The following is a 23,732-nucleotide window of genomic DNA, read 5'->3' as shown; positions in this document are numbered from 1 at the left end:
CTCCCCGTCACTATACGGGGAGAAGTGCCCGGCAGGGCGATGAGGGGCGGCGCCGGCGTCCGGAAAAGAGAAATGCGTGCCCGCTCTCATCCCTTGCCGGCTCCGGCCAGTTTCGGGCCGATGACCATGATGGTCGGCTCGGCGGTCAGCAGCTTCTTCGCCGCCGCCTTGACCTGATCGAGCGTCACCGCGTTGATGTAGCCGGCGCGGCGCTGCATGTAGTCGATGCCGAGATCGTCGAGCTGCAGTTCGACCAGCGTTGCGGCGATGGCGCTGGACGAGTCCAGATTGTTGATGGCGTAGGCGCCGATCATGTATTTCTTGGTCGCCTCCAGTTCCGCTTCGGTCGGGCCTTGCTCGGCCAGTTGCTTGACCACATCGCGGATGATGCCCAGCGTCTCGGCCGCACGGTCGGAGCGGGTGCCGGTGCTGACGATCAGCGCGCTGGCGTGGTCCTGGTTGATGAGCGAGGAGTTGACGCTGTAGGCCAGCCCGCGCTTCTCGCGCACCTCCTGGAACAGGCGCGAGGTGAAGGTGCCGCCGCCAAGAATCTCGTTCATCAGCACGGCGGGGAAGAAATCCGCCGCCTTGCGTTTCACGCCGGGAAAAGCGAGCTGCAGGGAGGTCTGCGGCAGGTCGTAGTCGACCTCGATATGCTGCGCCAGCTTCGGGTCGATATCGGCCACCGGCCTCAGCGCCTGGTTTTGCGGTAGGTCGCCAAACACCATGTCGAGCTTCTTCTTCAGCGTCTCCGCGTCGATGGCGCCGACCACGGCGACACGCAGGCCGCCGCGAGCGAACACCGCTTTGTGCAAGGCTTTGAGATCATCGGGCGTGATGGTGGCGATGCTTTCCTTGGTGCCCTGGTCGGAGCGGGAATAGGGATGATCGCCATAAAGCGCTCGCGCCCATTTGTTCTGCGCCACCGTGTCGGGATCGTTTTCGCCGGCGATGATGCCGGACAGGATCTGGGAGCGGATGCGGTCAATCGGCAGCTGGTCGAAGCGCGGCTCGTTGACCGCCAGCCGCAACAGGTCGAAGGCCTGGTCGCGCTGCTCGGCCAGCATGCGCATCGAGCCGTAGATGCCGTCGCGGCTCTCGTCGAAGCTCATCTCGGCGCCGGCATCGTCGAGCTTGATCTGGAAGTCTTCACTGTCGAGCGGTCCGGCGCCTTCGTCGAACAGGCCGGTCATCAGATTGGCTAGTCCCTCCTTGCCGACCGGATCCTGCGTCGAGCCGCCGCCGAAAACAAAGCGGATGGCGACGACTGGCACGGAATAGTCCTCGACGAGCCAGGCAGAGATGCCCTTTGGCGAGGTGACGGACTGGATGTCCATGGCCCGCGCGGTGAGTGCCGGCAGGATGAGGAAGAGGATGGAGAGAAGTAAAGTGATCAGCGGGGCGATAGCGCGGCTCGGGGTGGTCGTTCCAAACGAACAATTGTCGAAGTCGGCGCCGCCCCTCATCGCCCTGCCGGGCACTTCTCCCCGTATAGTGACGGGGAGAAGGAGGCTGGCCGCAACCTCGGCGTCCGTCTTGCAACCAGGGTGATTGGCGAAACCGGCGATGACGGCGCCCCTCTCCCCGTCACTGTACGGGGAGAGGATGCCGGCAGGCAGGTGAGGGGCAGCGCCAACGCTCGATCTCTTCATCAAATCAATTCCCCGCCTGTTGCTGCGGCAGCAAATAACCGGTGGTCGACCGGGCGAGCGCGAGATAGCGCGCGGCGACGGCCTTGACCTCGTCTGTCGTGACCTTGCGGATGCGGTCCGTCCACTGCTGGACGTCCTGCACATTGCCGCCGGTGGCCAGCGTCGAGCCATAGATGTTGGCCATGGAATCCTGCTTGTCGCGGGCAAAGGTCATCGATCTAACATAGCGGTCCTTGGCCTTCTCCAGCTCCGATGGCGTGACGCCATCCTTGACGATGCGCACCACTTCGGCATCGACCGCCGCTTCGACGTCGGAGATTTTGGCATCCCCGCGCGGCGCGCCATAGACGGTGAAGTTGGTGTCGTCGAGCATGGTGCCCTGGAAAAAGGCGCCGGCGCTGGATGCGATACCTTGCTGGACGACGAGCGCCTGGTAGAGCCGGCTGCGATTGCCGCCGCCGAGGATTTCCGCCAGTAGGTCGAGCGCTTCCGCTTCACCCGGCTTGCCCGTGTGATAGGACGGCACCACCCATTGGGTGGAAAAGCTCGGCACGCTGACGCGGGCATCGGCGAGCGTCACCGTGCGCTTGGTGTTCTGCTCCGGCTCGACCGGGCGTATGCGCGGCGGCAGATCGGGGCCGCGCGCCACCTTGCCATAGGTCTTTTCGGCCAGCGCCCGCACCGTGTCCGGTTCGACATCGCCGGCAACGATCAGCACCGCGTTGTTGGGCCGGTAATATTTGTCATAGAAGGCGACAGCGTCGGCGCGGTTCAGCTGCTGCATCTCCTGCATCCAGCCGATGACCGGGATGCGATAGGGCTGGTTCTGCCACAGCGTCGCATCGACCTCCTCGTCCAGCACGGCCTCGGGGCTGTTGTCGATGCGCGAGCGGCGCTCCTCGAGGATGACATCGCGCTCGGTCTTGATGACATCGTCGGTGAGGATGAGATTGCGCATGCGATCGGCCTCGAAGCTCATCATCAACTCGAGCGCCGACGGTGCCACCGTCTCGTGGAAGGCGGTGTAGTCGTAGGAGGTGAAGGCGTTGTTGGAGCCGCCGATATCGGAGATGGCGCGGTCGAACTCGCCCGCCGCATGGTTGGTCGTCGCCTTGAACATCAGATGTTCGAAGAAATGCGCAATGCCGGATTTGCCGGGCGGCTCGTCGGCGCTGCCGATCTTGTACCAGACCATATGGGTGACGATCGGCGCACGGTGGTCGGGAATGACGACCACCTCCATGCCGTTGTCGAGCAGGAAATCCGTGACCTTGAACTCGGCCGGAACCGTGTTGGGCAAGACGGGGCTCTCGGCCAGCACCGGGCTGGTCATGACAAAAGCCAAAGAGGACGCCAACAGCGTTCCGCGCAGCCATTCAATCCTGGATGTCATCAACGGCTCCGGTTCTGTCTGCAGACGATAGGCAAGGTACTGGCGACAAGCAAAGTTAATTGTTGGTCATTTTAGAGGCGGTGCTCGGTTCCTCGCCCCCGTGAAGCGGGGGAGAGGAACCGCCAATCGCGAAGGCGTATCAGGCCGCCTCGATAAAGCGGATGACGGTCTCGCCATAGTTGCGCTCGTCCAGCACCGAAAAGCCGGGGCCCGGCTCGAAGGGCGCCACTGCCGCCTCCTCGACCACGCACAGGGCGCCAGGGCGAAGCCAGCCGCCGGCTTTCGCCGACTGCAAGGCGCGCTCGCCAAGACCCTTGCCATAGGGCGGGTCGGCAAAGACGAGGCCGAACGGCGCCAGCGTGCCCGCCTCGCCAAGGCCGGTGGCATCGCGGCGGAAGATCTTGGTGCGGCCGGTCAGGCCGAAGGCCTCGACATTGTCGCGGATCAGGCCACGGCCTTCGGCCGATTCCTCGATGAAGACCCCGTAGGAGGCACCGCGCGACAGCGCCTCAAGCCCCAGCGCACCGGTGCCGGCGAACAGGTCGAGCACGCGCGCGCCGTCCAATTGCTCGGCAAAGCGATGCGCCAGCACGTTGAAGACCGCCTCGCGGGTGCGATCGGTCGTCGGACGAATGGCGCTCGAACGGGGCGTGGCCAGCGGACGCCCGCGAAACTCACCACCGACGATTCTCATCTCGCTTTGGGGCCTCGGGGACCATTGCGCGGACGCTCACCGCCGCCGGCCCCGCCCGGACGTTCGCCGCGCGGCTTGCCGAACGGTTTTGCACCGGCCGGTTTGCCATAGGTCGGCTTGAACGATGCCTTTCGCGCCTTTGCTTCAGCGGCCTTGGCGGCATCGGCGTCGGCCCTGCCCTTGCCGATCGGCCGCGCGCCCGGTGCCATCCAGACATTGGCCTTGCGCTGGCCGGGCGGCTCGATCGGCCGCTGCTCGCGCTCGGACTTTTTCCCGCCGCCACGCGGTTTGTCACCAAAGCCACCGCGAGGCTTGTCGCCGAAGCCGCCGCGGGGTTTGTCGCCAAAACTGCCGCGTGGCTTATCGCCAAAGCTGCGTTCGGGACGCGGGCCGCGTTCGCCAAAACTCTTCTCCGCGCTTCTGTCAGGGCTCGTCGACAGCTTGCCCAGAGCCTCGTCGCGACTGCCTTCGCGGCGCTTGCGGTTCTTGATCAAACCGCCCTCGCCGATCGGGCGGCGCTCACCGTCGCGGGTGAATTTCGGCCGCTCCGGCTCCGGCTCGCGAACTTCGGTGCGCCGCACCGGCTTGTTGGAAAACGGCTTGGTGACATCGGCGTCGAAATTGGCGCCGGATTCCTCGACCAGGCGCTCGCCGAGCTGGTCACGCAGAACCCTGCCCTTGATCTCGAGCACATGGCCCTCGGCGAGGTCATCGAGCTGGAACGGCCCGTAGGAGATGCGTATCAGCCGCGTCACGTCGAGGCCGAGCGAGCCCAGGATGTTCCTGACTTCGCGGTTCTTGCCCTCGCGCAGACCGATCGTCAGCCAGGCATTGGTGCCTTGCTCACGGTCGAGCGTCGCTTCGATGGCACCGTAGAACACGCCGTCGACGGCAATGCCTTCACGCAGGCCCGCAAGCGCGCTCTCCTCGACCTTGCCGTGGACGCGCACGCGGTAGCGGCGCAGCCAGCCGGTGGCCGGCAGTTCGAGCACGCGCGACAGGCCGCCATCATTGGTGAGCAGCAGCAGGCCTTCGGTGTTGATGTCGAGCCGACCGATGGTCATTAGCCGCGGCAATTCAGCCGGCAGCACGTCGAAGACGGTCTTGCGGCCCTCGGGATCGCGGTTGGTGGTGACGACGCCGGCCGGCTTGTGGAACAGGAACAGCCGGGTGCGCTCGATCGGCGGGATTTCCATGCCGTCGAGATGGATGATATCATCAGGCATGACGTTGAAGGCCGGTGAAGTCAGGGCGCGGCCATTGACCTTGACGCGGCCGGCGGCGATCAGCTCCTCGGCATCGCGGCGCGAGGCCAGGCCGGCGCGGGCCAACCGCTTGGCGATGCGCTCGCCTGCCTCTTCCGCGCCCTCGGCGGGACGCGGGCGTGGCTTGAAGCTGCCGCCTGACGCGCCTTGCGGCCGATCGTTGAAATCCCGCTTCGGGCGATCGCTGAAGTCACGCTTGGGGCGGTCGGCGAAGTCACGCTTCGGTCGATCGCCGCCGTCGCGCGGCGCGCGGTCACTGAAATCACGCGTGGGACGGTCGAAACGCTTTTCGCCGCCCGCTGCCGCCGCAGCCGGTCGGTCGCCCCGCGGTGCATAGGGCTTGCGCGGCCCCTCGCGCTTCTCATAGGGCTTGCGCTCGCCTTCGGCCGCCACCGGGCGATCGCCGCGCGGTGCGTAGGGCTTGCGCGGTCCTTCGCGCTTCTCATACGGTTTGCGCTCACCCTCGGCGGCCATCGGGCGGTCGCCGCGCGGTGCGTAGGGCTTGCGCGGCCCTTCGCGCTTCTCAAAAGGCTTGCCTTCGGGACGCGGGCCTTTGCTGAAAGGCTTGTCCCCGCCCTTGAAATCGCGCTTCGGCCGCTCGCCATCGGCAGCCATCGGCCGATCGCCACGCGGTGCGTAAGGTTTCTTGGCGCCAAAGGACGGCTTGCCGCCCTTGCCCGCAGCGCCATCACGGCTGCGCGGTCCCGCGGCTTTCGGCCCACTCTTGGCCGGACCCTTCCTGGGTCGGAATTTCTTGTCGTTGTCGTCCATGTGGCCTTTATCCGTTTGCGCTGCTACAGCGTGGCGCATCCTTTCGGGCGCGCAACGAACGCTGTAGCACTTTTGATGTGGCGCATGATCATTTTCGAAAACCGAGTCCCGATTTTCGAGGTCCTGCGCTCAATAACAGGATCACTGGAGTTTGTCAGGGAAAAGTGGAGACCGGTTTTTCCAAAAAGACAAACGAAAATCAAAAGCCTGGAGCAAGTGCGGTTCATTCGAAACGAACTTGCTCCGTCAGGTGGCGAGGAGATAATCGGAGTGGAAATCGCGTGAAGCGGCCCGATTTCATGGCGCTGGCGCTGAAGGAGGCCGAGGCTGCCGCCTTGCGAGGCGAAGTGCCGGTCGGCGCCGTCATCGCCAATGGCGCTGGTGTTGTCGCCAGCGCCGGCAACCGCACACGCGAACTTGCCGACCCGACCGCGCATGCCGAGATGCTGGTCATCCGCGAAGCTTGCCGCAAACTGTCGGCCGAGCGGCTGACCGGCCATGATCTCTATGTGACGCTGGAACCTTGCGCCATGTGCGCCGGCGCCATTTCCTTCGCCCGGCTGCGCCGGCTTTATTTCGGCGCCGCCGACGACAAGGGCGGTGCCGTGGTCAATGGCGTACGTTTTTTCGCCTCGCCGACCTGCCACCACGCGCCCGACATCTATCCGGGCATGGGCGAGACCGAAGCGGGTCTATTGCTCAAGGAATTTTTCCGGGAACGGCGCGGCTGAACCGGGCGCAACGCCCGGCGACACAACGTGGTGTTCTTACAGAGACGGCATCCAGTCGAACCAGCCGCTGCCCTTCTTGCCTTCCGCCTCTTTCTTGAGGCGGCGTTCCTTCTTGTACTCGTCCTCGCCAAGCTGATCTTGCGGCGCCGTGCCGGCCGCGACACGATACTGCACTGGCGGCTCGCTCAGATATTTGCGGGTGTTCGGATCGCCTTGCTTGCTGTCGGCAAGGCGGCGCTGGATCTCGGCGGCACGGCCCTTGTCGGAATCGGCCGGTGTCCATGCCGGCGGGTGGCTCGACCCTGACTCCGCCATCGCCCTCTTGACCGAGGCCGGGTCCGTCTGCACGTCGTCGATGATCTCCGACTGATAGGCCGGGTCGTTCTGATGGGCGGTGGCGTCGGCGCGCAAGCGGGCGCGGCGCTGCTCGGGCGATTCGGGCCATTCGGCGCTCGCCGTCTCGATGCTGTCCTGCGGTGCCGGCAGCGCTTCCTTCTGGCCTGGCGCCGGCTTCACGAGCGTCGGACGCGGCTTGTAGTCGATCTGTTCCTTGCGCTTCGGCGCGAATGAAAAGGCGCCCGAAATATCGCCGGCCAGCTGTTCGCCGGCGGTCTTGTCGGTGCCGTAGGTCGGAGAGCCCATGCAGCCGGACAAAGCGAGGCCCGACGCGACAAGCGGCGCCAGCAGCGGTAAGCGCGCATTATATCTCTCGGTCATGCCAAAAAGTCCCACTCTAGACAGCCTCTCGATTGCCACCAGCCTTGTGGCCGGTCCCCATCGTCCAAGCACTTGCGACGGAAATCCGGCGACAATTTGTCTTCCGGAGTTTCGCGTGTTTACCTCAACCACTCGTTAAGGGCAACGCGCGGGCGGTTTTCGCCCGCCCGGCGTGGCATTTGTGCACCGATCCAGCCGACTAACCGTTAAAGTCGGCCAAGCGCCTTCAATTCATGCAGCACCGCCGCATCCCTGGCCGAAACATCCGGGAATTCCGGATCCTGGCCGACATCGGCGGTGTAGCGCCAGGAGCGTGCACATTTTAACAGGCCACGATCCTCGGCCTTCTCGACCACCACGGCGACACCCTTGACGTCGTCGATCGCGAAGGCACCAGCCGGTGCCTCGCCATGAGCGATGACCAGATCGCTGGTGATCGCCATCTCGGCCATGTCGACATCTGAAATCGCCGCTTCGAGCGCTGCGTCGTTGATTGTGACGACCGGCACCGCTTCCAGCGACGATCCGATCACCTTCTGGGCGCGCGCGATCTCCAGCGCGCCGGTAACGACGCGCCGCACCTGCCGCACCTGGCGCCACTTTTCCGCCAGCGCCTCGTTCTTCCAGTCCGCCGGGATTTGCGGGAACTGGTCGAGATGCACCGAGACGGCGTCGGGATGACGGTCAAGCCAGGCCTCCTCCATGGTGAAAGGCAGCATCGGCGCCAGCCATTTCACCAGGCAATCGAAGAGATGGCGCACCACCTGCACCGAAGCCTTGCGCTTCAGGCTCGACGGCGCGTCGCAGTAGAGCGCGTCCTTGCGGATGTCGAAATAGAACGCCGACAGCTCGACCACCATGAAATCGAGCAGCATGCGGGTGATGCGCTTGAATTCGAAGGCGTCGTACCCCGAGCGCACGACCTCATCGAGCTCGGCCAGCCGGTGCAGCATCAGCCGCTCCAGCTCCGGCATCTTCTCCATCGGCACCTCTTCGCCATCGTCATGGGCAAGCGTACCCAGCATCCAGCGGATGGTGTTGCGCAGTTTGCGGTAGGCGTCGATGTTGGTCTGCAGCACGTTCTTGCCGAGCCGCTGGTCCTCCCAGTAGTCGGTCGTCACCACCCACAGACGCAGTATATCGGCGCCCGACTGCTTGATGACGTCCTGCGGCACCACGGTGTTGCCCAGCGACTTCGACATCTTGCGGCCATCCTCGTCCATGGTGAAACCATGGGTGACGACGGTGTCGTAAGGCGCCCTGCCCCTGGTGCCGCAGCTTTCCAGCAGCGACGAATGGAACCAGCCGCGATGCTGGTCGGAGCCTTCGAGATAGACGTCGGCCGGCCATTTCAGGTCAGGACGATCTTCCAGCGTGAAGGCGTGCGTCGAGCCCGAATCGAACCAGACGTCGAGGATGTCCATCACCTGCTTCCACTTCGAAGCGTCGTGATTGCCAAGGAAACGCTCCTTGGCATCAGCCACGAACCAGGCGTCGGCGCCTTCCTGCTCGAAGGCATCCATGATGCGCTGGTTGACAGCCTCGTCCTTCAGCACATTGCCGTCGGCATCGGCGAACACGGCGATAGGCACGCCCCAGGCGCGCTGGCGCGACAGCACCCAGTCCGGGCGCTCCTCGATCATGGCGCGGATGCGGTTCTGGCCGGCGGCGGGCACGAAGCGGGTGTCGTCGATGGCCTTGAGCGCCCGGCTGCGCAGTGTCGAGCCATCGCCGAGGTCCTTGTCCATGTAGACGAACCATTGCGGCGTGTTGCGGAAGATGATCGGTTTCTTGGACCGCCAGGAGTGAGGATAGCTGTGCTTCAGCCGGCCACGCGCGAACAGCGCGTTGCGCTTGATCAGCTCGTCGATGACGGCCTGGTTGGCGTTGCCCTTCTTGCCGTTGTCGTCGATGACACGCGCCGGTCCACCCTCCCGGTCGGGGCCGAAACCCGGCGCGTCCTTGGTGAAGAAACCGCCGTCGTCGACGGTGAACGGGATGGCGGGATCGATGCCGCGTGCGCGCAGATCCACCGCCGCATCCATCCAGGCGTCAAAGTCCTCGCGGCCGTGGCCGGGCGCGGTGTGGACGAAGCCGGTGCCGGCATCGTCGGTGACATGGTCGCCGGCGAGCATCGGAACGGCAAAGTCGTAGCCGCCGCAAAAACCCTTGAGCGGATGCGAAAGCGTAAGGCTTCCAAGCTCTTGCGCCGAAACGCTGCGGAGACGATTCAAGGTGACCTTGGCCTTGACCGAGGAGTCTTCGGCCAGCGCATCGGCAAAGATCAGTTTTTCACCCGGCTGCGGGCCGAATGCGTTCTCGGCTGCCGTGACCTCATAGAGGCCATAGTTGATGCGCGGCGAATAGTTGACGGCACGGTTGCCGGGGATCGTCCATGGCGTCGTCGTCCAGATGACGACATGTGCCTGCAGCAGATCGAGTGCGCCCTCCGTCAGCTTGGTCTCGCCATCGACAGGGCGGGCCAAGCTGGCGACCGGAAACTTCGCCCAGATCGTGTCGCTCTCATAGTCGTGGTACTCGATCTCGGCCTCGGCCAGCGCCGTGCGCTCGACCACGCTCCACATCACCGGCTTGGAGCCGCGATAGAGCTGGCCCGACATGGCGAATTTCAAGAGCTCGCCGGCGATGCGCGCCTCGGCATGGAAAGCCATCGTCGTATAGGGGTTCTTGAAATCGCCGATGACGCCGAGGCGCTGGAACTCGGCCCCCTGCACAGCGATCCAACCCGCGGCGAACTCACGGCATTCCTTGCGGAATTCGTTGACCGGCACCTCGTCCTTGTTCTTGCCCTTGGCGCGGTACTGCTCCTCGATCTTCCACTCGATCGGCAGGCCGTGGCAGTCCCAGCCGGGCACATAGTTCGAGTCGTAGCCGCGCATCTGGAACGAGCGGGTGATGACATCCTTGAGGATCTTGTTCAGCGCGTGGCCGATATGGATGTTGCCGTTGGCGTAGGGCGGCCCGTCATGCAGCACGTATTTCGTGCGGCCGGCAGCGCTCTCGCGCAGCTTGCGGTAGAGATCCATGTCCTGCCAGCGCCTGACCAGCAGCGGCTCCTTCTCCGGCAAGCCGGCACGCATCGGGAAATCCGTCTGCGGCAGGTAAAGCGTTTTGGAATAGTCGATCGTTTCAGTTGTATCGGTCATTGGTCTGCCATTTGCATTGCCCGGCGGGCGTACAAGCTCGGGCGTGAACTATCATGTTATGGAAAAAGCGCGAGGGGGCGCGCAGAAACTCCCGGCGGCTCCGGCGGCGCTCAGGCCACCCGGAACACCGGGCCTGTAATTCGTATCGCGATCGCGAAAAGGCGCGAAAAGCTGGTCATGGCTGGGCTTTTAGCCGAAGCCACGGCAGGAATAAAGCGTCTCGTTCGATTCACTTACATCGTGAAATCGAAGCGGTAGGTGGTCGACACGCCAATCATGAACTGGTTGCGGTCGCCGCGCTCCTTGACCAGGCTGGAATCGGCCGCCGGTCCCATCAGGCGCGAATATTCGCCAAACAGGCTGGCGGTCATCGGCTCGGTCACCTTCCAGGTTATGGCGCCGCCGAGGCCGGTCGACTTCAGCCCGCCACCAGGATGGTATTCGCTCAGACCGGAAGCCACGGCTTCCTGCGCGTTGACGCCGTAATAAGCGTCGAAATAATTGCCTGAGGCGAAGGAAACACGCGGACCGCCCGAAATCCTGACGGTCGGCGTCACATCGTAAAAGGCATCTGCGGCGATGTCGGCGACAAAGCCGTTGTGAGCGCGAATGCCGTGGCGCAGCTCGGCGCGGGCGCGCAGCCAGTCGGTCGGATAGAATTCGAAGAAGCCGCCGACTTCCCCGCCCCAGCGCACCGGATCGAGACCCTTCAGCTCATCGGCGTTGTCATCATCGCGGGAAAACAGGAACTTGCCGGTCAGGCCGGCGCGGAAACCGCCAACATCGACCAGCGCCAGCGAGATGTTGTCGTTGCGCGAGACAAAGCGGGCCGCCGGTCCGGCCTTGCCCAGCGAAATGATCGGCGAGGCGCTGAGCAGGTACTTTTTGCCGCCCTCGAAATTCGGCGCCACCATGCCGGTGGCACCTACGGTCAGATACCAGTCGCCGGACAGCCAGCTGCCCTCGCCCGCATTGGCAGTGCCCGTCCCACCCAGCACCGCAGCGGCCAACACAAGAGAGATTCTTCCGACCGAACTCATGGCCACTCCACTAACACAACGCATATGATTGCCGATGACAGCTTTGACGGCCGTTTGGTAAAATTTGATTTAAACCCGAGACATACGCTCGCGCTTTGCAGCGGTCCCGCTGCCGGTCATCGACTGGACGTTGGCCCGTGCCCGGATTACCTTCCATCCGCAGTATTCCGCAGCCCTCGATGGAGACCGCGACAATGACCCTGCATGGCGACGCCTTGAAAATCGCGCTCGAACAGACACGGACAAAATGGGGATGGTTTGTCGCACTCGGTGTGCTGCTGCTCATCTTCGGCGGCATTGCCTTCGCCAATCTGTTCGTCGCCACAGTGGCTTCCGTCTACGTCGTGGGATGGCTGATGCTGATGGCGGGCATCATCGAGATCGTGCACGCGTTCGGCGTCAAGACCTGGAGCCGCTTCTTCTATTGGCTGCTCAGCGGACTGCTGTACGCCGTTGCCGGCTTCTTCGCTTTCGGCAATCCGCTGCTTGCCTCGGCGGTGCTGACGTTCCTGCTGGCGATCGCGCTGGTCGCGTCAGGGGTGCTCAGGGCCTGGGTCGGCTACAGCCACCGGCCGGAACGCGGCTGGGGCTGGATCGTCGCCGCCGGTGCCATCAGCGCCCTTGCAGGTCTGATCATCGCCATGGGCTGGCCGGTCAACAGCCTGTGGGTGCTCGGACTGTTCCTGGCGATCGACCTGATCTTCCAGGGCTGGACCTTCATCGCCGTCGGCCTGGCACTGAAGAAGTAGCCGGGATCACGCCTGGCTCAAAAAGCCATGGCCGCGTCGAGGTCGGAGAGCGGCTTGACGCCGGCAAGCAGCGCGCGTGCCTCGGCTTCATCGCGCTTCATCTGCGCGACCAGCGCGTCGAGCCCATCGAACTTCACCTCCGGGCGCAGGAAACCGAAGAAGGAAACCTGACAGACCTCGCCATAGAGGTCTTCGGAGAAGTCGAAGACGAAGGTTTCCAGCAGCGGCGTGCCATTGTCATTGACGGTCGGGCGACGGCCGAAGCTGGCGACGCCGTCGTGAAGCGTGCCGTCGGCGCGGCGGAAGCGGACGGCATAGATGCCCTCCTTGAGTGCGGCTTCAGCCGACAGCCTCATATTCGCGGTTGGAAAGCCAAGGGTGCGGCCAAGCTGCTGTCCGCCGACCACCTCGCTTTCGACGGTGAAACGGTAGCCGAGCAGACCGGCGGCTTCAGCCACTTCGCCCTCGCCCAGCAATCCGCGGATGCGGCTGGACGACACCACCTCGGCGCCCTCGTCCCGGAAGGCGTCGACGAGCGTGACGCCGAAGCCGTGACGCTCACCCGCCGCCATCAGGTAGGCCGGGCCGCCTTGACGATCCTTGCCGAAGTGGAAATCGAACCCGGTCACGGCGTGGGTAATGCCAAGATTCGTTTCCAGCACATCCGTCACGAACGCTTCCGCCGACAGCGAGGCGAAGTCGCGCGTGAACGGCTGCTCGACCAGCGCGGCAAAGCCCAGCAGCGACAGGAGCCGCGCCTTCATCGGCGGCGGCGTCAGCACGAACAACGGGATATCAGGCCTGAAGATCTTGCGCGGATGCGGTTCGAACGTCAGCACCAGGGCCGGTACGCCGCGCCGTCCGGCCTCGGCAGAGGCGCGCTCGAGCACCGCCTGATGGCCGCGATGGACGCCATCGAAATTGCCGATCGCCACCACGCCGCCGCGCAGGTCGGCGGGAAGCGGCGCGGTTGCCAGGATGCGCTGGAAGGCTGCCATCGTCACCTACCGAAGTCTGGGAATGACGGCCACCGGACCATAGCCATGCTTTTCCAAGAACGCCGCCAATCTTGCCGGATCCGGTTGCAGGGCATCGCCATAGTCGCGGGCATGGATGCCGCCGGAGACATAAAGAACATCGAAGCCATTGTCGGCGGCGCCCTTCACATCGGTCATCATGCCGTCGCCGATGGCCAGCACCTGGCCGCGCTCGACCGGCTGGCCAAGAATTTCGGCGACCTCCTTCATCGCGAGATTGTAGATCGGCGCGTATGGTTTTCCAGCGATCAATGTGCGGCCGCCGAGCTGGGCATAGTCACGCGCCAGCGCGCCGGCACACCAGATGATGCGCTCGCCGCGCTCGACCACGATGTCGGGATTTGCGCAGATGAAAGGCAGGTTCCTGGCGCGCAGCCGCCGCAGGAGCTCCGTGTAATCCTCGGGTTTTTCGACCTCGTCGTCGAACAGGCCGGTGCAGACGACGCCGGACGCCTCGAACTCCTCGACAAGCTCGACGTCGAGACCTTCATAGAGGGTGAAGTCCCGGTCGGCGCCGATATGGAAAATCTTGCGGGGCCCTTCGGCGATCAGATCCCGCGTCACGTCGCCTGAGGTAACCACCCGGTCGTAGGCTGACGGTGGAACACCGATCGCGTTCATCTGCGCCACGACATCGGCACTTCTGCGCGGCGAATTGGTGATCAGGACGACGGGGATTTTCGCCTCTCGAGCCCTTGCCAGTGCGGAAGCCGCCACCGGGAAGTGCGTTTCACCATTGTGGACCACGCCCCAGACATCGCACAGGATTGCCGAATAGGACTTCGACACGTCTTCGAGCGAGCCGATGATTTCAGGCGAATCCGCCATGCCGTTTCCTTCAGTCGTGATTACTGCGATCGCTGCCACCGACGGTTCGCCGCAGCCGGTTCGGATTAGCCGAACCGCCCCGGCCTGTCACCAGCTTTCGCCAGGCGCGCGAGCGGCAGTGGATGTCTCGCGCGAAAGGCTGCGATGGGTAAAGTCCAAGGTTTCCTCGCTTCAGTAGCTGCAATGGCGGCGCACTATCGTGCCGTGGGGCCGGCATGGTTAACTAGCCTCCAAAAAACTGGCCGGTCTTTGACGCATCCAGCAACGTGAAAATTAGCGTTTTATGAGCATCGTCATGCCGACCACTGGTTTCTGGGCTGGGATGCTAAAAGCGATGATCCTCGGATTCGCGCGCGACAGGCGCGGCAACTTTGCCTTGGCAACCGCCATGGCGATGCTGCCGATGATGCTTGGCGTTGCCGGAGTCATGGATCTGGTGGGCACCAGCGAGGATGCCGCGCAATTGCAGAACTCACTGGACGCGGCGGGGCTCGCCGTCGGCACAAAGTATTCGCCCGGCATGACGGCAGGTGATGTCCAGGCGCTCGGGCTGACATTTTTCGCGGCCAATATGAGCATTGCCGACCAGCAAGAATATTCGGGCAGCGTCTCCGCCTTTTCGGCAGCCGCGAGCGGCGACCCGAGCGCCTACTACATCTCGGTTTCGTCCAAAATCAGCCGAGCAAGCTTCATCAGCGGCGCGCCCGCTTGGCAGGTTCACCGCTCGGCCTCGGTCAAACTTGAGCCTGGCGCGCAAGCCTGCGTGCTGGCGCTCGATCCCCAGGCATCCGCCGCCGTGAGCCTGCAGGGCTCCACCAACGTCTCGATGAGCAACTGCGTGATCGCCGCAAACTCGGATGCGCCCGACGCCGTGAACAGGGGCGGTTCCGCACTGGTTTCAGCGGGCTGCGTCTCGACTGTCGGCGGCACTTCCGGGCTTTCGTCACCCAACGCCACACTCACCTGTGGAATGCCGCTCGAACATCAATATGCGTCTTTTGATCCTCTGGCCGACGTCGTCCCTCCCCCCTTCACATTGTGTCTGCCGGTCCCGAACGGCAAAACCTACACGCTGTCGCCCGGCACGTATTGCGACAAGACATTGTCGGGGGACATCACACTTGATCCGGGCGTCTACATCCTGCGCGGCACCACCATCAAGCCCGGCGGCAACGGTAGCCTGACAGGCCACGGCGTGACTATATTCCTCATGGAAGGCGCACAGCTCTACATAAATGCCAATGAGAAGGTGGACCTTTCCCCGTCCACCAGCGGCCCCTATGCCGGCATCACCATTTTCGAGGATCACGGGAACACGTCCGCCTTGACGCTCAATGGCGGGGCAAATTCCACGATCAGCGGTTTCGTCTATGCGCCTGACGCGCCCATTTCCTACGCTGGCAACTCAGATATGAGCAGTCAGGGCGATTGTCTGAGGCTTGTCGGCAAGACCGTGCTGATGACGGGAAACTCGTCCGTCAGGACGGATTGCACGGCCATGCTTGGAAATCGCGAGATGTATGCCAGTCGCCGCATCACTCTCGCGAAATGAGGAGGCCACGTTTCGTGCGTCAGCGGTAGTGAAAGCGCCGGTCGCCCACCGTCTCGATCGGCACATCGGTTGCGAAAATCGGTCATCCGGCGCCGGATGATGGCACGGTGCTGAAGGCACTCGCGCTGAAGATGGCGACAGACGCGCGGCGCTGAGAGTGCAAAACGGCAGTCGCCACTATCAGCCGCCGAAGACGTCTTTCAGGAATGCATGAGAGGCAAGGATGGATTGCTCGGCCGCATTGTACTGCATCCGGTGACCATAGGTCTCGATGCCAGTCTTCAATCCTGCGGAGTCAAATCCGTGACGAGCACCCGGGTAGACGTCAAGCTGTACGGAGCTTCCCTTGCCGCTGCGCTGCGTCATCATCTCCTGGCAAATTTTGGCGGGGGTCCGATCGTCAAGCTCGCCGATCAGTATCAAGGTCGGGGCCGCCATGTCGCCATTCGTTGCCGAACAATCCGGATAGTAGGCGATCGCAGCCTTGAACTTGCGCTCCATAAGCCGCTCGTCTCCACCAGATTGCAAGGCCTCGAGCGTTGCGTTCCCGCCAGCGGAGAACCCCATCAACGCAATGCGCCGCGGGTCGACAAAACTGTATTTCGATAGGAATTCCAGAGCGCCGTAGGCGTCATATACGCGATCAACAGAGTGGAGGCCATCACAGGTCTCCTTTATGCCGCGGGTGCTGAAGCTGTCGACGACGAGGACGACGTAACCCCAGGAGGACAGTCGCTCGGACCAGGTTTTCTTTACACTTCCGGGCAGACCTGAACATCCGTGCAGAACCACGACAGCCGGGAACGGCCCCTCACCCGGCGGACGCGTTAAATACCCCTGCAGCGGCGTGCCGGGAACGGCCTTCGGGACCTTGCCGCCTGCTTGCGCAATGCGCTTCTGAAATGACGTTGGCTCCGAAGCCGCGCTTTCAAACTGCACCGGCTGGTCAGCGCGCGCTGGCGCGGCATGCAGATAGCTACCGATACAAAGGCAGGTCAGACAGACGATCTTGTTGGGCAGGCTCGGCAGGGTGAAGGCCATAGGTGCCTTCTTCGTTACATCGGCCGCCTTATCTGCTGTACCCGCTCGGGCTCGACCACCTTGCGGTAGAGATGCCAGGTGGCATGGCCGAGCACCGGCATGACGACGGCGAGCCCGGCAAACAGCGGGATCGAACCGATCACCAGAAGCACGGCGACCAGCAAGCCCCACAGCGCCATTTGCAGCGGGTTGGCCATCACCGCCCGGGCCGAGGTCTCGATCGCCGAAACGGCGCCGACGTCACGGTCGAGCAGCAGCGGGAAGGCAACCACGGTGGTGGCCAGCACGACTACGGCGAAGACAAAGCCCGCGGCATTGCCGGCAAGGATCAGCGTCCAGCCCTTGCTGGTGGTCAGCACGTCGCGGATGAAGCCACCAATCGAGGCCGGCGGCTGGTCGCCAAACAGCCCAGTGTAGATCGATTGCGCGGTGTAGAGCCACAGCAGGAACAGCGCCACCAGCATGACGCCGATGACAGCGATCGACGGAACCGCGGACGAGCGCCGCACGTCAAACGCGTGCCGCCAGGAGGTGTTCATGCCGAGCTCGCGCCGGCGGCTGATCTCGTAAAGGCCGAGGGCCGCAAATGGCCCAAGCAGCGCGAAACCCGACATCAGGGGATAGATGAGCTGGATGGCATTGGCGCCGGACGTCCACTGCGTCAGGATCAAGCCGACGATGGGATAGATCAGGCACAGGAACACGTAGTGCGATGGTTTTGCCCAGAAATCCTCAGCCGAGACGCAGCGCGTCCCAAAGGCCCGACGTGGTGATGCGGCGCACCGTTGGCTGCACATGCATTCCACGTGCGTCTGCCATGACATGAAAGCCGGCCATAACCTTCCTCCCGTGTGTCGGGGCGGTCACCGCCTGGATGGCCGCCCGGAGCTGCCATTTCTCGTACAGCGTTATCCTAGCCGATTTAGAAGCAGTTGTCGCCAAGTCCACCGGTAACGGCTGGTTGAACCGGGCGGCAGCAGACTTGGCGCCGCGCGCCGCCATGCACTTGGCGCCGCGCGGCTGGCAACTTATGAAGCGAAGCGATCGATCACCTCAGTCAGGGGGACGTGGCCAAGGCAGGCGCCAGAACCGGCGGGCTGTTCGCCATCCTCGACAGCCAGCGCATAACGCACGGCCGGATCGGATTCGATGCGAAGGCGCAATCCGGCCAGCTTGGGATAGGCAGCGCCGTCGATCGCCTGGTGAAACTCCGCCCAGCGCGCCACGCCGATCAGCGTGGTATCGGCCAGCGTCAGCCGGTCGCCGACCAGGAAATCCGTGTCGGCGATCATCGCCTCGAGCCGATCATGACGTTCCGCAACGGCCTTGCGGCCGAACTCCCGCAAGGTCGCCTTCAGCGCCGGTTCATCCGCCGCCATTTCCAATGCCACCCAGAGCGGGCTGAAGGCGGCGGTGAAACCGGTGTTCACGAAGGCCATCAGCTGGTGCATGCGGTCGGCTTGCGGCGTGCGCGGTTCGAAGCTGATGCGGCGCTGTGTGTCGCGGGCTTCGAGCCACGAGGCGATGGCCATTGTCTCGGTGAGCACCCGGCCTTCGTCGGTGATCAGCACCGGCGTTTCCTGACGATCGTTGATGCTGGCATAGGCATCGTTTTTCATCTCGGTGAGCATGTCGACGCGGCACAGGCGATAGGGTTGCCCGATCCGTTCGAAGGCAGCGACAAGCCCCATCGAGCTTCCCGCCGGGAAGCCGTAAAGGAGGATAGGTTCCATTTGTTTTCTTCCGTGATTGAGAGGATCACGCCGCGCAGCGAAACTTGACCCTAAACGCTTGTCGTCCCATGTAAATTACGCACAATTCTGTAACCAGGATCCGCCCATGAAAGACGTCGTCTCACGCTGCCCGATCGAAGAGACCATGCGCGTGCTCAGCGGCCGCTGGCCCACACTGCTGCTCTATTATCTGAAGGACGGGACCAAGCGGTTCAGTGACCTGAGACGTGACAACCCGACGGTGTCGCATCGCATCCTGACCCTGGAACTGCGCAAGCTGGAAGAGGCCGGCATCGTGCGGCGCACGGTGCGTCCGGGTTATCCGTTGCGGGTCGACTATGACCTCACGGCGCCTGGCCGCCGGCTTGTACCGCTCATCGACGCGCTCGGGTCGTGGTGGGTGCATACGGAAGACGACCGGATGGGCGGTTCCTCGGACGCAGATCTCGATACTGCCGCCTAACATCTTCGATTTTCGCCGCCCTGCCCGGCAAAAGCCATGATCGACGTTATCTCAGGGGCATGACCATAGCGAAAATCGAAACCCACCCGATCCCGAATCTGCACAGGCGCATGGTGCTGACCGGCCTCGCAGCCTTGGCGGGCCTCGCCGCCTGCAGCACCGTTTCACTGCCGTCAGGCGAAGGCGCCGGGGTCTCCTCCTCCGCCACCAGCACGCTGGCCAGCATCCGCGCCTCGGCGGGGCTCGCGCCGCTGGTCGCCGACCGGCAACTCGAACAGGCTGCCCTGCAGCAGGCCGGCTACATGGCGCAGCGCCGCCGCATGAGCCACACCACCGGCTGGGGCAAGGATTTCGCCTCGCGCGTCAAGGACAATCGAATTTCCGGCGCCGCGGCGGAGAACATCGCCGAGGGTCGTTTCGACCTCGAGAAGCTGTTCGACATCTGGGTGCATTCACCTGGCCATCGCCGCAACATGCTCGACCCGCGCTTCACCCGCTTCGGCCTTGCCTATGTGCGCGACGGCGGCGACAGCAAGCTCCGTTACTGGAGCCTCGTGCTCGGAAAATAGAGCTAGTCCATATGCGCTGCCGGCGCGCCGCCGGCAGGCGCCTGCTTGGGCTTGCGCAGCAGGAAAACAAACGGGATGGCAAGCAGCGTCATCACCATGAGTATTTTGAAGTCGTTGACGTAGGAGATCATCATCGCCTGCAGATTGACCATGCGATCGACCTGCGAAAGCGCCGTCGGATCGCCGCTCGCGGCGGCAGGAGAGACCGCCCAAAGATTGGGGTTGAACGGGTTGATGAAGGCCGAAAGCTCGGTGTGATTGATCTGCGTGTTGCGCACCATCAGGACCGTCACGACCGACACGCCTATGGACGAGCCAAGATTGCGCACCAGGCTGAACAGGGCCGTGGCATCGGTGCGGAAGCGAACGTCAAGCGTGGCGAAGGCGACGGTCGACAGCGGCACGAACACCATTCCCATCCCCAGGCCCTGGATGACGCCGGAGCTGATGATCAGCCAATTGTCCATCTGCGGCGTGAAGCTGGACATGGTGTAGAGCGACTGTGCGGTCAGGAGGAAGCCGATCACCACGAGGATCCTGGCGTCGATCTTGCTCATGAGCCGGCCGACGACCAGCATTGAAATCATGGTGCCGACACCGCGTGGCCCTATGACGACGCCGATGGTGACGGTCGGATAGCCGAAGATGGTCGACAGCATCGGCGGCAACAGCGACATGCTCGCCAGGATGAGCACACCCATGATGAAGATGAACGCCAGCCCGGTCACGAAATTGCGGTCGAGGAAGATCTTGGGATCGATGAAGGGGTGTTCGGCGGTCATGGTGTGAATGATGAACACCCAGAAGCCGGTGAGCGAAAGACCAAGTTCGATCCAGATCTCGACCGAGGAAAACCAGTCGACCTCGCCGCCGCGATCGAGCAGCAGCTGAAGCGCGCCGACGCCGAGCGATATCATGGCGAAGCCGAAGAAATCGAAGCCGCGCACCCGCCGGGCAACGGCCGGCAAGTAGGCGGCCATGCCGAGAAAGGCGACGATGCCGACCGGCAGGTTGATGAAGAACACCCAGCGCCAGTTGAAATTCTCGGTCAGCCAGCCACCCAGCGTCGGGCCCAGAATCGGCCCCAGCATGATGCCGGCGCCCCAAATGGCCATCGCCTGGCCATGGCGTTCCCTGGGATTGATGTCGAGCAGGAAGGTTTGCGACAGAGGCACGATCGCCGCTCCGAACACGCCTTGCATCAGCCGGAAGAACACTATGCTCTCCAGGCTCCAGGCGATGCCGCACAGCATCGAGAATATGGTGAAGCCGACCACTGCCGTCAGGAACAGTTCCTTGCGGCCGAAGCGGTCGGCCAGCCAGCCAGTGACCGGCGTCATGATGGCGGCGGCAACGATGTAGGAGGTCAGCACCCAGTTGATGTTGTCCGGCGAGGCGCCGAGATCGCCCGTCATTGTCGGCAGAGCGACGTTGGCGATCGTCGTGTCGAGCGCCTGCATGACCGTCGCCAGCATGAGCGCGACCGTGATCAGGCCGCGATGCGGCACTTCTTTGAAGGGTTCGGGCGTGCTCATGGCGTGGAACTTCCAGCAGGTAACAAAAACGTGTACAAGGGGTTTCCGGGCGGCAACGCCTTCCGTTGAGAGACCCTCGTCGCGGTGGGACGCGATCGTCGATGTGGGGGTTACATCGACTAAAGTCTCTGATGAGCGGATGCCTGCCGCCCGGAAACATGAGGACCGACGAGTCTGCCTCGGAGATTTCAGATTTCGGCCAGGCCGCGACGCGGCAGCGCCAAAACGCTGATCCTTCCAGCTCCTCCCATCAGACCAATCCTGCTATTCACCTCCGCCGCTGGTCCTGCGGCAATCTGTTGACGTTACTGCGCGGCCTCGCCAGCCGTGGCGTGACCAAAGATCGAGGGCAGGCCACGCGCCACGCCGGTGTCGACGGTAACGGTGGCGCTCATGCCGGTGCGCAACGCCATCTTGGCGTCCGCATCGATCAGTTCGAGACGAACCGGGATACGCTGTGTGACCTTGACCCAGTTGCCGGTGGCATTTTGGGCCGGCAGCAGCGAGAACTCGGCTCCCGTGCCGGCGCCGATCGCCTTGACCGTCGCCTCGAAGGTGCGCCCTGGATAGGTGTCGACCACGATCTCCGCCTTCTGGCCGGGCTTCATGTGGGTGAGCTGCGTTTCCTTGAAATTGGCATCGATCCAGGTGTCACCGGTCTCGACCAGCGAAAACAGCGGCGTGCCGGAACCGACATACTGACCGACCTTGAACGACGAGGCCTGGCTGACGATGCCGTCCGCCGGCGCCTTGACCGTGGTCTGCGCCAGGTCGTAGGCCGCCTTGTCACGCGCGGCGAGCGCGGCCATCACGGTCGGGTGCTTGTCGGTCTCGATGTCGGGATTGCCGCCAAGGCCTGCCTTGGCGCTGATGATCCCTTGCTCGGCAACCGCCAGCTGCTGCTTGGCCTTGTCGAGATCGTTCTTGGCTTCGTCGAGCGACGATTTGGCGTTGATGCCCTTCTGGGCGAGATCGGCGGCGCGGTCGAACTGCGACTGGGCGAAGGCGACCTGGCTGGCATCGGATTTCTGCTGAGCCATCGACTGGCCATAGGCCGCGCGCAACTGCTCGACATTGAGACGCGCGCCCGCCACCGCCGCGTCGGCCTGCGCCAGCGCGATCCGGTAGGGCTCGGGGTCGATGGCAAACAGCTCGTCACCCTGCTTGACCAGCTGGTTATCGAAGATGTCGACCTTAACGATGCGGCCGGCCGTGTCGGAAGCGATCGACACCTTGGCCTGCTGCAGATTGGCGTTCTCGGTCTCCTGATAGCGGCCGCCGGTGACCCAGACATAGCCGCCGCCGACAGCCAATGCCGCAGGCAGCGCGACCATCAGCAGGAAGCGGCCCAGCCGGCGCTTTTTCTTCACGGGCACTGGGGCCGGCTGCACCGGGGGAGCAACCGCCGGCGGGGCCGCGGCCGGCTGCGCCGGCGCTTCCATGTCCAGTTCGGTCACTTTCTCGTCTATCTTGGCTACCGCGTTCATGCTGCTGCGCCTTCTGTATTCTTCACTTTTTCAATGGACGGCGTCTCGTCGTCGGTCAGGTTGCGAACCATCGCCTCGAGCCCTTCGATGAGGACGCGACGGGCTTCCGGCTTCACGCCGACCAGCGATTCCTCATACACTTCTCCGGCAATGCTCTTGATCACGGCGTAGGCATCGCTTGCCTTGGGCGTCAGGAAGATCATGCGGACGCGACGATCGGCGGCGTCGGACCGACGCTCGATCCAGCCTCCCTCTTCCATGCGGTCGACCAGGCGCGAAACGCTGATCGGCTCGATTTCGAGAAGTTCGGCCAGCCGCGCCTGCGCGACACCGTCTTCCTTGGCAACGCGGACCAGAAGCCGCCATTGCGCCGAAGAAAGCCCCAAGCCACTGGCCCTCGCCTCGAAGCGCTTGCGCATCAAGCGCTGCACGTCGTGGATCAAGAAGCCCAATCTGTCGATGCCATCGGAAACCATGAGCTGGATATATAATAAGCGTGCTCACTATTCAAGACGCCGCGTTGCACGAGAAGCTGGCAAATGTGCATGGCAGCTTTGCCGGACCAATCATGGTTAGCGATTTGCGAACGCATGATGGCCGCGCCGCCTCTACACTGGTCGCGTCTGGCATATTGATGTACAGCCGCTGAACAGGATCGGGGGATCAACGCAATGCCGACGCTTTACGCTCTCAAGCCGGCCTTCCAGGGTCGACTGCGGCCGCTGGTCAATCGGTTGGCGGCAATCGGGGTCACGGCAAACAGCATAACCATCCTGGCGGCCGCGATGTCGATAGCCGCCGGCGCGGCCATTGCGATCTGGCACGAATGGCGCTGGCTGCTGTTGCTTATCCCCTTGGTGATGTTCGTGCGCATGGCGTTGAATGCCGTGGACGGCATGCTGGCACGGGAACATGGCCAAGCCTCGACGCTTGGCATGTATCTGAACGAGTTGTGCGACGTCGTTTCAGACCTCGCGCTGATTCTCCCTTTTGCCGTCTTTCCCGAATTTGGCGCATGGGGCGTCGTCGCCTTCGCGATATCGGCCGTGCTGACCGAGTTCGCCGGCGTGCTCGGCATCGCTGCCAAGGTCGGGCGTAATTATGCCGGGCCGTTCGGCAAGAGCGACAGGGCGCTGGCGCTCGGCGTCGTCGCCACGCTGTGTGCCGCCGGGCTGTGGCCGGCATCGATAACGCCGTTTGTGTTTCCGGCCATGGCAACGCTTTCGCTGCTGACCGCCATAAACCGGATACGCGCCGGCATTATAGGCAGCGCCAGCTGAGCATCGAGGCTCGCCATGCCGCCAGAGG

The 23,732-nt window shown here is 63.6% G+C and carries 20 protein-coding genes and 1 pseudogene; 6 read left to right on the top strand and 15 right to left on the bottom strand.

The window, feature by feature from the left end:
* Positions 1-86: 86 nt before the first annotated feature.
* From EOB49_RS15905 to EOB49_RS15885, 4 genes are all read right to left on the bottom strand, one after another.
* The gene (locus tag EOB49_RS15905; RefSeq protein WP_245472722.1) at positions 87-1,652 is read right to left on the bottom strand and encodes a pitrilysin family protein; all 1,566 of its coding nucleotides are present in this window, start codon (positions 1,650-1,652) and stop codon (positions 87-89) included.
* A 4-nt stretch (positions 1,653-1,656) separates the two neighbouring features.
* Positions 1,657-3,045, bottom strand: coding sequence for a pitrilysin family protein (locus EOB49_RS15895; RefSeq protein ID WP_127381500.1), 1,389 nt, complete (start codon positions 3,043-3,045; stop codon positions 1,657-1,659).
* Between the two features lie 139 nt (positions 3,046-3,184).
* On the bottom strand, positions 3,185-3,739 hold the full coding sequence (rsmD, locus tag EOB49_RS15890; protein ID WP_127381499.1) for a 16S rRNA (guanine(966)-N(2))-methyltransferase RsmD: 555 nt from the start codon (positions 3,737-3,739) through the stop codon (positions 3,185-3,187).
* Positions 3,736-5,775 carry a pseudouridine synthase gene (locus tag EOB49_RS15885; RefSeq protein ID WP_127381498.1) on the bottom strand — a complete coding sequence of 680 codons (2,040 nt, stop codon included), beginning with the start codon at positions 5,773-5,775 and terminating at the stop codon, positions 3,736-3,738. Before EOB49_RS15885 ends, rsmD begins: the two co-directional genes overlap by 4 nt.
* 281 nt (positions 5,776-6,056) lie before the next feature.
* Between EOB49_RS15885 and EOB49_RS15880 the strand changes: the two genes are divergently transcribed.
* Positions 6,057-6,506, top strand: a complete 450-nt coding sequence (locus EOB49_RS15880) for a nucleoside deaminase (protein WP_127271509.1) — start codon at positions 6,057-6,059, stop codon at positions 6,504-6,506.
* Positions 6,507-6,542: 36 nt separating this feature from the next.
* Here EOB49_RS15880 and EOB49_RS15875 read toward each other — a convergent pair whose 3' ends face one another.
* The 3 genes from EOB49_RS15875 to EOB49_RS15865 form a co-directional block, all read right to left on the bottom strand.
* Positions 6,543-7,223: a hypothetical protein gene (locus EOB49_RS15875; RefSeq protein ID WP_127381497.1), complete on the bottom strand. Its 681-nt coding sequence runs from the start codon at positions 7,221-7,223 to the stop codon at positions 6,543-6,545.
* A gap of 206 nt (positions 7,224-7,429) precedes the next feature.
* Positions 7,430-10,390, bottom strand: a complete 2,961-nt coding sequence (gene ileS, locus EOB49_RS15870) for an isoleucine--tRNA ligase (RefSeq protein ID WP_127381496.1) — start codon at positions 10,388-10,390, stop codon at positions 7,430-7,432.
* 233 nt (positions 10,391-10,623) lie between these two features.
* Positions 10,624-11,430 carry a MipA/OmpV family protein gene (locus tag EOB49_RS15865; protein WP_127381495.1) on the bottom strand — a complete coding sequence of 269 codons (807 nt, stop codon included), beginning with the start codon at positions 11,428-11,430 and terminating at the stop codon, positions 10,624-10,626.
* A 194-nt stretch (positions 11,431-11,624) separates the two neighbouring features.
* Here EOB49_RS15865 and EOB49_RS15860 point away from each other — a divergent pair, with 194 nt between their 5' ends.
* Positions 11,625-12,179, top strand: coding sequence for an HdeD family acid-resistance protein (locus tag EOB49_RS15860; protein ID WP_027038628.1), 555 nt, complete (start codon positions 11,625-11,627; stop codon positions 12,177-12,179).
* Between the two features lie 17 nt (positions 12,180-12,196).
* Here the strand turns inward: EOB49_RS15860 and EOB49_RS15855 are convergent, their stop codons facing one another.
* Positions 12,197-13,177, bottom strand: a complete 981-nt coding sequence (locus EOB49_RS15855; RefSeq protein ID WP_127381494.1) for a bifunctional riboflavin kinase/FAD synthetase — start codon at positions 13,175-13,177, stop codon at positions 12,197-12,199.
* 6 nt (positions 13,178-13,183) lie between these two features.
* Positions 13,184-14,044, bottom strand: coding sequence for a TIGR01459 family HAD-type hydrolase (locus tag EOB49_RS15850; RefSeq protein WP_164762768.1), 861 nt, complete (start codon positions 14,042-14,044; stop codon positions 13,184-13,186).
* Positions 14,045-14,432: 388 nt separating this feature from the next.
* Between EOB49_RS15850 and EOB49_RS15845 the strand changes: the two genes are divergently transcribed.
* Positions 14,433-15,596, top strand: a complete 1,164-nt coding sequence (locus EOB49_RS15845) for a pilus assembly protein (RefSeq protein WP_164781696.1) — start codon at positions 14,433-14,435, stop codon at positions 15,594-15,596.
* 180 nt (positions 15,597-15,776) lie between these two features.
* Here EOB49_RS15845 and EOB49_RS15840 read toward each other — a convergent pair whose 3' ends face one another.
* The 3 genes and pseudogenes from EOB49_RS15840 to EOB49_RS15830 form a co-directional block, all read right to left on the bottom strand.
* The gene (locus EOB49_RS15840) at positions 15,777-16,637 is read right to left on the bottom strand and encodes a dienelactone hydrolase family protein (protein WP_127381492.1); all 861 of its coding nucleotides are present in this window, start codon (positions 16,635-16,637) and stop codon (positions 15,777-15,779) included.
* Positions 16,638-16,651: 14 nt separating this feature from the next.
* A pseudogene (locus EOB49_RS15835) lies at positions 16,652-17,474 on the bottom strand (DUF2189 domain-containing protein).
* A 191-nt stretch (positions 17,475-17,665) separates the two neighbouring features.
* Positions 17,666-18,370 (bottom strand): glutathione S-transferase family protein, encoded by a 705-nt coding sequence (locus EOB49_RS15830; protein WP_127331526.1) that lies wholly within the window; start codon positions 18,368-18,370, stop codon positions 17,666-17,668.
* A 106-nt stretch (positions 18,371-18,476) separates the two neighbouring features.
* On the opposite strand from EOB49_RS15830, the gene EOB49_RS15825 reads away from it, so the two are divergent.
* Together EOB49_RS15825 and EOB49_RS15820 are read left to right on the top strand one after the other, a co-directional pair.
* Positions 18,477-18,833, top strand: a complete 357-nt coding sequence (locus EOB49_RS15825; RefSeq protein WP_127331524.1) for a helix-turn-helix domain-containing protein — start codon at positions 18,477-18,479, stop codon at positions 18,831-18,833.
* Positions 18,834-18,892: 59 nt separating this feature from the next.
* A complete protein-coding gene (locus EOB49_RS15820; protein ID WP_127322629.1) occupies positions 18,893-19,402 on the top strand; it encodes a CAP domain-containing protein in 510 nt (169 codons plus the stop codon).
* A 2-nt stretch (positions 19,403-19,404) separates the two neighbouring features.
* Here EOB49_RS15820 and EOB49_RS15815 read toward each other — a convergent pair whose 3' ends face one another.
* The 3 genes from EOB49_RS15815 to EOB49_RS15805 form a co-directional block, all read right to left on the bottom strand.
* Complete coding sequence (locus EOB49_RS15815; RefSeq protein ID WP_127331522.1) at positions 19,405-20,937, bottom strand: DHA2 family efflux MFS transporter permease subunit; 1,533 nt, start codon at positions 20,935-20,937, stop codon at positions 19,405-19,407.
* A 305-nt stretch (positions 20,938-21,242) separates the two neighbouring features.
* Positions 21,243-22,424 (bottom strand): HlyD family secretion protein, encoded by a 1,182-nt coding sequence (locus tag EOB49_RS15810; protein ID WP_127271614.1) that lies wholly within the window; start codon positions 22,422-22,424, stop codon positions 21,243-21,245.
* Entirely contained in the window at positions 22,421-22,900 is a 480-nt protein-coding gene (locus EOB49_RS15805; protein ID WP_027038640.1) for a MarR family transcriptional regulator, read from the bottom strand. Before EOB49_RS15805 ends, EOB49_RS15810 begins: the two co-directional genes overlap by 4 nt.
* A 195-nt stretch (positions 22,901-23,095) precedes the next feature.
* Here EOB49_RS15805 and EOB49_RS15800 point away from each other — a divergent pair, with 195 nt between their 5' ends.
* Positions 23,096-23,704, top strand: coding sequence for a CDP-alcohol phosphatidyltransferase family protein (locus EOB49_RS15800; RefSeq protein WP_127381491.1), 609 nt, complete (start codon positions 23,096-23,098; stop codon positions 23,702-23,704).
* Positions 23,705-23,732 lie beyond the last annotated feature (28 nt).

It is taken from the genome of Mesorhizobium sp. M7A.F.Ca.MR.148.00.0.0, from assembly GCF_003997735.1.
Taxonomy (GTDB): domain Bacteria; phylum Pseudomonadota; class Alphaproteobacteria; order Rhizobiales; family Rhizobiaceae; genus Mesorhizobium.
This window is presented reverse-complemented; position numbering and strand designations above follow the sequence as displayed.